This window comes from Undibacterium sp. GW821-FHT07F11 (assembly GCF_059418665.1).
The window spans coordinates 1-5,484 of sequence record NZ_JBWKQH010000024.1; the positions used below are offsets into that span (position 1 = coordinate 1).

Here is a 5,484-nt window from a genome sequence, read left to right on the forward strand (position 1 = left end):
CACCGTAACTTTATCTCTCAGTGCTTGCCGAAGGGGGACGGCTAGATGATTATCAATTCAGCTAGCAAACGCACAGATTGTGCGCATATCTCTGGAGTCCCATCATCTCAGAATTTTCTATTGAGAACGCGCTAGCGCAGTGGCATCAAGATATAGTTGCAATAAATGTAAATTATTTCTTAAATATCGAGATTCTTAAATAATTTGATGTTTTTCTTAAATAGCGTGAACTTCACCAGCCACATCCATTTCCAAGGTCTCAAACAGTTCGCGCTGCTGCTCACCGGTATACGCTTCACTAGTGGCGGCAAACTTCTGCCGTTTCAGGATGGCCAGTTCGTGGGTCAGCTTATCAATCACCGTTTGCCGGAACCGTCCCTCGGCCTGCAGCCGGATGGCTAAGTCGCGGATCTGGTCCGGGTTGAGCTGAGTGATGTCAACAGTGAAATCCATGTCCGGCAATGTGCCAGACAAAAGCCTGATTCGGCAAGGATGTTTACATCGGTTTACATCTTCGTGGTACTCACACCACAGTGATGTGGTGATCGTGCGTGAGTGTCTGCCACGGCAGGCCGGTCACCAGCGCCTGGATCTGGTCGGCATTGAGCGTGATTGACAAAGGGCCACTGCCGGCCCAGACAAAGCTTCCCTTGTTCAAGCGTCGGCTGGCCAGCCAGATACCGAATCCGTCATAGACCAGGACTTTGATGCGCGTCGAACGTTTGTTGGCAAACAGGTAGGCGTGATGGGGGCGCACTGCGCCAAACACTTTAACGACCTTGCCCAGGGCGGTATCGAAGCCGACCCGCATATCGATGGGATCGGTCGCCAGCCAGATCGCATCGATCCGTATCATCGTAACCAGTGCTGCAGCCAGTTGCCGCATTCCGTCGAGGCAACACTGGGCCAGCGTACCGTCACCAACGCTGCACCGCGCTTGACCTCGATGACGATGTCCATCGACTCAGGTTGTTTTGCCGGTAAAGGCAAACTAACGGGGACAAACGCTGGAAGCGAGGCAACCGGCACCGCCTGTTTAGTATCATTGCTTAGCCGTTCATGTTCACGGATCCAGATCCGTACCATGTTGGCGTTCAATCCATATCGAAGGGCTGTCGCTGCAATTGACACACCAGGTTGTTGGCATGCGTCGACCACCTGATTCTTGAATTCGACGCTGTGACGCCGACGCCGCACCTGCGGCATATCTATTTCTTCGTTCATGTACACTTGTCCACTTATTACGTGGACACAATCATCCGCGCTTAGCTGCTTGGATTCAAGGTGACATTACCGGGGGCTTACCACGCTATGTTGAATATTCCACATCGAAAATAAACCCACGTTTAGCACATGCCAAGGAGCGGTTTCCATCAACTGCAATTTGGACTGGCAAACCGTAATAATTTAGGTGATTGCTTTGATAGGGCAACCTCAGCGGTAACGGTCAACTGCTACAAGCTCAGGTGGCCAGTGCAAGCCGGAATGATGGTCAATGGGTGCCAGCACTTGCAATCTTGAATTGCTGGGATTAAAAAAATCTGCCTTTGCGAAAGTAGAAAAATCCGCTTCTGATATCCCTAAAGAAGACTCTTCCCCTCCTTTAGTTTTACGACATTTACGTTATCTCGCCTTAACAAATATGCGTCGTCTAAATGGTGATCGCGCTTATAAAAACAATCCCCAACATAATAAGCAGAGCGGAAAACCATTACGTCAACTCTATGAGCTTGCAGCGATTAATCTCTTCATAGGAAAAAATGGCTCAGGCAAATCTACTGTTCTGGATATGATTGATTGCATCCGCGACTCAGGCATGTTGGGTAGTTTGGCAAGGGAAAACATGACTGGTCAGATGCATTCTCATTTCCTATTAATAGGCAACTCGTTTATGCTTAAAGTAGTTTTCCCAAGCAGTGGTTCACCTATTAAAAAAACGAGATATGGCAGTAGCGAATATCAAAAAGCGCTGATTGAAAGCATTGTCGACGGAGAGGAATTTTTTATTGATGAGCACCTCAACAAATTTTCCTATGAAAATCGTCCGCAAGTGCAGGCTATTATCAAAAAATTTCCAGTACAAATATGGCATTCAAGTCAGCTCAATGGCATAGAAAAATTGGACGAGCGGCATGTCAATGAACTCAATAAAATTGCCCCCTTGTTGAAGGGAACTTTCGGTGCGGACAAAGAAGAGCGAGAGTTTTTTATAAAGAGACATGGCGCGAATGATTCAGACATGAAGAGGTTTTATAACCTTCAACAAGAGCCTATTTGGCTTTTGAATGACGGCGAAGGCATCACTTACTATTCTGGCGACGATGGTGATCAGTGGCAAAATGTCCCATTACAAAATATACCCTCCGGATGGTTGGCCTATTCCAAAATTGCAGCGTGGCTCAATAGCGATGAAATAAAAAAAAGGGCGATTTGTTTAATTGACGAGCCCGAAGTTCACTTACATCCGTCCCTACAAAGAGAGCTCATCAAAAGGATCAATGACATTGCTAGGAGCCCGATCTTACCTTTTTAAACATAAAAACTTTTTATTTAAAATAAAACTTAAAATATAGACCTAGATATTTAAATAATTGTTCAATCACTAGTGTCCGGTTAAATTGAGTGAATCGATACTGAAAGTCAGTACTGACGTGGGACACAGGGAGATTTTGTTTGATGTCGATTTGAAATTGGATTTTGCATTTTTGTGTCATTTTCTAGGTTTGTTGTTCTGGGAAATGAAGCATGAATGTTGGCAAAACCTTGTTTGCGCAAATAATGGAGTTCATCCCTTGGACGAGTTTTGCGCGGATAGAGAATCGTTATTCCGGCAATGCCGGTGTTCGCAGGATGACTTGTGCGGAGCAGTTTCGGATAATCGCGTTTGCGCAGTTGACTTGGCGCGAGTCGTTGCGAGACATCGAAGTGACACTCGGCGCCAACAGCGGTAAGTTGTACGCAATGGGTCTTCGCCAAACCGTGCATCGCAACATCTTGGCCGACGCCAACGAACATCGCGACTGGCGTATCTATGCAAATCTGCGCCGCTTATTCGTCGTGCTCGCAAGCTTTATTAGCACGACGAATTGGGGTCGGAGTTGGGGTTGGGGTTCAAACAGCATCGATTTTCTTTATTAGACATTCCTTCCACTGAACTCTTTTCAACATAAGCACGAGTTCCAAAACCGACGCGATGACGAATCTGCAACAGGACCTTTAACCAGGCCAGGTGTTGACCAAAGATCGCAAAGAATATGTCGACAACAGGTGCATCACAGCGCGTGAGAGAGGCCCGATACGAGTTGGTGAAAAGACTCCCTCAATCATGTCCGATGGCAGTGTCCGTAGGCAAGTGCTAGGATGTGACTGACATGTGACGCCTAACGCCTGAATAAAGCCAGCCTGCTGAGCGGGCTCGACTTGAACGAATTGTTAGGCGGTACCGGACTGCTTGCGAGTTCTTGGCAAGCAATAGTACGGCCCTTCAATACTGGGTTCGAAGCCAAGCGATAGGGCGAGCGCGAACGAAGCAAGGTTTTGTTTCCTGCAGGACCAAACCGGTTGAAGTCCCTCAGCGAGACAATAATCAATCATGGTCGCCCCAGCATGCTTTGCGAGCCCCATGCCACGAAATTCCGGGTACGTCTCGACTCCAATTTCTAATTGGTTACCTAGGCGAAACGATGTAAATGCGAGCGAAGCGACTTGCCCGCGATCAGTAATACAATAACCACCACCGTGAGCCAAGAAGCTACGAGCATCAGGCCAGAACCGATGCGGCGAAACGGAAATGTTGGGAAGTGCGAAGTCATCTGCAGACATTGGCCGTACGAGAAACCGGCTCGGCAGTTCGTATCGTGAAACCAGTTCCGCATATCGCTCTGGCACGAATGTGAAGTTACTGCGAGCGTGACGCTGAATCCGAAAGGCAGAGGCTGAGCTATTTGGCGCCGCTGGCTCTACATCGAGGCTAACATCAATTAACGCTGCATATCGTTTTGGGTGCACCTGCATCCAGATATCTTCCAACCGGTCGCGGCAGGAATTTATATGGCTCCGGAGCGTAACCAGATCAGGGTTCTCTGTGCGGATCAGGAGCAAGGACATTCCGTACGAATGAACTATGTGAACCAGTGTTGGATCGACTTCACAGTCCGTCCAGACTTCGCCATTCGCTAAGCCTTCTAAAACGCTCCTAGCAAAAAGGCAGTTGAACTCGATGTCTTGCAACATTGGAGATAACTTTACATAGGAGGCCGGGGGAAGTTTGAACAAGTCTATATCTCCGAACAGGAAGTCGATTAAAGAAAATAACCGATTTTTAAAAAAAAATGGCAATTTTCTTTACCTCGAAATTTCAGAAATGTGCTCTAGTGACAAGTGGCAACCCTCGCAGCAGTACCAATCGCAGCTTAGAGGTGCCTGTTACTGCGGGGATTTTCGGCATTTCGCATGGAGTACACGGTGCGTGGCAGCATGCTTAAGCGACCTTAGGCTTCGGGGATTGTCAGTCGAGCAGAATATAGAGAGCATGTCCTTCAACGCTGCCATCTCGCTTGTGCCCTGGATGCCCAAGCGCTTACAAAGCCGGAACCAAGAAAAGTGGGACGCAGTGCGTTCTGGACTTCACCAAGTGAATTATCTCTTTTTTCCTACAAAATTAAAGGTAATGAGACCCATAAAACTTTATCTAGTGTCATCAAGTGCATGCTCAAGACGACGTTAAATATTAGGTCAAATCTAGGGGCGCAATAATTTTTTGTCCTGATGCTGTCCCGCTTGAGATTTGGTGCGTATTACGTGTATGGCACCAAACCAGATAAAAAAATAAAGGAGACAAACTTGCGAACTAAAAGAAAAAGAATAGCCTTTCTTTCGGGAAACATTGCTCTAGCGATTCTGACAACATCCTTTAAGCTTGCGCCAGCCTATGCCCAAGCTCAGAGCTACACGCTAGATATTCCATCACAGGAACTGGGGGCCGCCCTGGTAGCGCTGGCGCATGCCACCCAGCAGCAGTTCGCGTTCGATAACAATTCAGTTAATGGGAAGCGCTCATCGGCTCTCAAGGGGCGCTACGGTTTGCAGGAAGCAGCAGATACGTTACTTGTTGGATCAGGTTTCCACATAGAGCGAGGGCGATCGGGTCTTTTGATAGTTCGCGCAGATGCTCCAACGGTTATAAAAGCAGAAGCCCCCACAGCGACGAGCATGGTAGAAACTGGTAGCAATGTGATTGACAACGTTATTGTAACGGGTTCACGCATCGCCCGTTCATCAAAGTCGATCCCAGGTTCGGTCACCATCTTTGATAAGGAGAGCATCGAGCGTAGCGGGGAGGGCTCAGTGCGCGACGTAGTGGCGCAAAACAGCCAGGCCGGTATGACGCCTACGCCCACGAGCGCCTTTCTGGGTGCTGCACCGATCCAGCTCAGGGGCCTGAGTGCAGGCACGACCTTGGTACTCATCGATGGCCGGCGCGTT

General features: G+C 48.3%; 6 protein-coding genes and 1 pseudogene. 3 read left to right on the forward strand and 4 right to left on the reverse strand.

Annotated features, from left to right (window positions below):
• Positions 1-216 precede the first annotated feature (216 nt).
• The 3 genes from AC07OI_RS29695 to tnpA all read right to left on the reverse strand — a co-directional run bounded on the left by AC07OI_RS29695 (position 217) and on the right by tnpA (position 1,224).
• The gene (locus AC07OI_RS29695) at positions 217-453 is read right to left on the reverse strand and encodes an IS66 family transposase (protein ID WP_495259651.1); all 237 of its coding nucleotides are present in this window, start codon (positions 451-453) and stop codon (positions 217-219) included.
• A gap of 70 nt (positions 454-523) precedes the next feature.
• The gene (gene tnpB, locus AC07OI_RS29700; protein WP_495259652.1) at positions 524-856 is read right to left on the reverse strand and encodes an IS66 family insertion sequence element accessory protein TnpB; all 333 of its coding nucleotides are present in this window, start codon (positions 854-856) and stop codon (positions 524-526) included.
• Complete coding sequence (gene tnpA, locus AC07OI_RS29705; protein ID WP_495259653.1) at positions 853-1,224, reverse strand: IS66-like element accessory protein TnpA; 372 nt, start codon at positions 1,222-1,224, stop codon at positions 853-855. The genes tnpB and tnpA overlap by 4 nt, the downstream gene beginning before the upstream one ends.
• 271 nt (positions 1,225-1,495) lie before the next feature.
• Between tnpA and AC07OI_RS29710 the strand changes: the two genes are divergently transcribed.
• Entirely contained in the window at positions 1,496-2,533 is a 1,038-nt protein-coding gene (locus AC07OI_RS29710) for an AAA family ATPase (RefSeq protein WP_495259654.1), read from the forward strand.
• Positions 2,534-2,745: 212 nt separating this feature from the next.
• A pseudogene (locus AC07OI_RS29715) lies at positions 2,746-3,074 on the forward strand (DUF4372 domain-containing protein); the annotation flags it as partial.
• Positions 3,075-3,432: 358 nt separating this feature from the next.
• Here AC07OI_RS29715 and AC07OI_RS29720 read toward each other — a convergent pair.
• Complete coding sequence (locus AC07OI_RS29720) at positions 3,433-4,338, reverse strand: GNAT family N-acetyltransferase (RefSeq protein WP_495259655.1); 906 nt, start codon at positions 4,336-4,338, stop codon at positions 3,433-3,435.
• Between the two features lie 462 nt (positions 4,339-4,800).
• Between AC07OI_RS29720 and AC07OI_RS29725 the strand changes: the two genes are divergently transcribed.
• On the forward strand, positions 4,801-5,484 hold a 684-nt coding region (locus AC07OI_RS29725; RefSeq protein ID WP_495259656.1), incomplete at its 3' end, for an STN domain-containing protein.

What these genes read in the sequence shown, in the direction of transcription:
- AC07OI_RS29695 (WP_495259651.1), bottom strand. Translation starts at nt 453, where the DNA reads ATGGATTTCACTGTTGACATCACTCAGCTCAACCCGGACCAGATCCGC.
- tnpB (WP_495259652.1), bottom strand. Translation starts at nt 856, where the DNA reads ATGATACGGATCGATGCGATCTGGCTGGCGACCGATCCCATCGATATG.
- tnpA (WP_495259653.1), bottom strand. Translation starts at nt 1,224, where the DNA reads ATGAACGAAGAAATAGATATGCCGCAGGTGCGGCGTCGGCGTCACAGC.
- AC07OI_RS29710 (WP_495259654.1), top strand. Translation starts at nt 1,496, where the DNA reads ATGGGTGCCAGCACTTGCAATCTTGAATTGCTGGGATTAAAAAAATCT.